The sequence below is a fragment of the Deltaproteobacteria bacterium genome (assembly GCA_012522415.1).
Classification (GTDB): domain Bacteria; phylum Desulfobacterota; class Syntrophia; order Syntrophales; family JAAYKM01; genus JAAYKM01.
The window spans coordinates 1-2,215 of the sequence record JAAYKM010000158.1 but is presented as its reverse complement, the minus strand read 5'-3'; the positions used below and the strand labels follow the sequence as shown (position 1 = coordinate 2,215).

The 2,215-nt window shown below is 48.5% G+C and carries 2 protein-coding genes; both read left to right on the top strand.

Annotated features, from left to right (window positions below; translation table 11 throughout):
- Positions 1-136: 136 nt before the first annotated feature.
- Positions 137-961, top strand: a complete 825-nt coding sequence (locus GX147_11270; GenBank protein NLN61249.1) for a glycoside hydrolase family 16 protein — start codon at positions 137-139, stop codon at positions 959-961.
- 114 nt (positions 962-1,075) lie between these two features.
- Positions 1,076-2,215 (top strand): NAD(P)/FAD-dependent oxidoreductase (locus GX147_11265; protein ID NLN61248.1); only part of this gene is annotated, 1,140 nt, incomplete at its 3' end.

The window sequence follows — 2,215 nt, the reverse complement described above, 5'->3', positions numbered from 1 at the left end:
CGATTATTCATAGAATTTATACCACATACTTATGAAGTAGTCAAAAATAACTCTACTGGTGTTGAACTGGAAAATTTTGTTCTTCAAGAGTGTATTGAAAACCCGGTTACTATAAACGACTAATGAGGGTAATCAAATGAGCCGCGCTGCAACAATCTTTCTACTGACGCTGAGCGTGTTGTTTTCTGCCGCTTCTGCTGCCGAGTGGGAGCTGGTGTTTTCTGATGAGTTCGACTATGCAGGTCTGCCGGACCCGAACAGGTGGGATTATGAAGTCGGGTTTATCCGCAATCAGGAATCGCAATATTATACAAAGGCGCGCAAAGAAAACGCCCGCGTTGAAGACGGCATGCTGATTATCGAAGCGATAAAAGAAAAATTCCCGAATCCCGCTTACAATCCCGGCTCACGAGCAAGGCGGCCGGAGTTTGCGGAATATACATCGGCCAGTCTGATTACGCTTGGCAAAGCAAGCTGGCGTTACGGCCGCGTTCAAGTCCGTGCGAAACTGCCGACCGGCAGAGGGACATGGCCGGCGATCTGGATGCTCGGAACGAATATGAGGCAGGTTGGCTGGCCGACATGCGGCGAAATTGATATTATGGAAAATGTAGGTTTCGACCCGAACAGGATACACGCCAACATTCACACGCAGGACTACAACCACGTCAAAGGGACGGGTAAAGGCAGGAATATAGAAGTGGACAAGCCTTATGAGAAATTCCACGTGTACGCGATCGAGTGGTTTGAGGACCGTATAGATTTTTTCATCGATGACAATAAATATTTTACATTCAAAAACGAAGGGACGGGAAACGCGGTCTGGCCGTATGACAAGGAACATTACCTTATTTTGAATCTCGCGATCGGCGGCTCATGGGGCGCACAAAAAGGCATAGACGATTCCATTTTCCCGCAAAAATATTATATCGATTACGTCAGGGTGTATAAGTCAAAATAAGATGCGTCTGCCATTGCGAGGAATTCTTAGGGTGGCCCATCCCCCTAATTTTGGGCCATTGACAATGTTAGGATTTCCCTGAAAATGAGTCCGGAATTACAGGAGATTTCGCAAATGAAAAAAAAGGTTAATATCATCGGTGCCGGTATTGCCGGTCTCTCAGCCGGGTGTTATCTCCAGATGAACGGTTATGAGACCGAGATCTTCGAACTGCACAGTCTGCCCGGAGGGCTATGTACAGCGTGGAAACGGGGGGACTATACGTTCGACGGGTGTATTCACTGGTTGGTCGGCTCCAATCCTTCAGACCCCTTCTATTCTCTGTGGAATGAACTTATCGACATGAAGACCATCACGTTCGTTGAACCTGAAGAGGCGATGAGAGTGGAGGACAAGGAAGGAAGGTATATCCGGGTGTTCAGCGACATTGACAAATTGCAAGAGGAGATGTCGTCAAAGGCTCCTGCTGATGCAGGACTCATCCGTCAGTTTACGAACGCCGTTCGGAAATTCAGTACGTTCCAACTTCCGTTGGAAAAAGCACCGGAAACCTGTTCATTGCTGGACAAATTCAGTTTTCTGCTCAAGTGTTTGCCGTATTTCAAAGACATGAAGTACTGGATGGGGATGACGGCTCAGGATCTTGCGGATCAATGCACAGATCCTCTGCTCAGAAAAACATTTCTATATATGTTCCTGCCTGAAATGGCTGCCCTGTTTCTGGTCTTCACACAGGCATGGAGGCACAAGAAAAACGCCGGCTATCCCATCGGTGGTTCATTGGACTTTGCCCGGAGAATCGAAGACACGTGCCTGAAGCTGGGCGGCAAGGTCAACTACGACGCAAGAGTCAGTAAGATTGTCGTTGAGAACGATACGGCCAAGGGGATTCAACTGGCAAATGGTGAGGTTCATCGTGCAGATATTGTAATCTCCGCAGCAGACGGTCACTGCACGATCTATGACATGCTGGAGGGGAAGTACGTCAGCAGTAAGATCCAGCGGCATTATGATCAATCTAAGGTGTTTCCATCCTACGTTCAGGTGTCCTTGGGCGTGGGCCGGACCTTCGAGGGAATACCTCATACGACGGTATTTCCATTGGAGACTCCGATCAAAATCGATGACTCCCAAGCGAGCGACCACATGGGAATCCGAATCTTCAATTTCGATCCTAGCATGGCCCCCCAAGGGAAAACCGTAATGACCTCGATCTTCCCCACGGATGACCATTCCTACTGGGAGACCTTGAGG

Coding starts and splice junctions, on each gene's coding strand:
- GX147_11270 (NLN61249.1), top strand. CDS start 137: ATGAGCCGCGCTGCAACAATCTTTCTACTGACGCTGAGCGTGTTGTTT.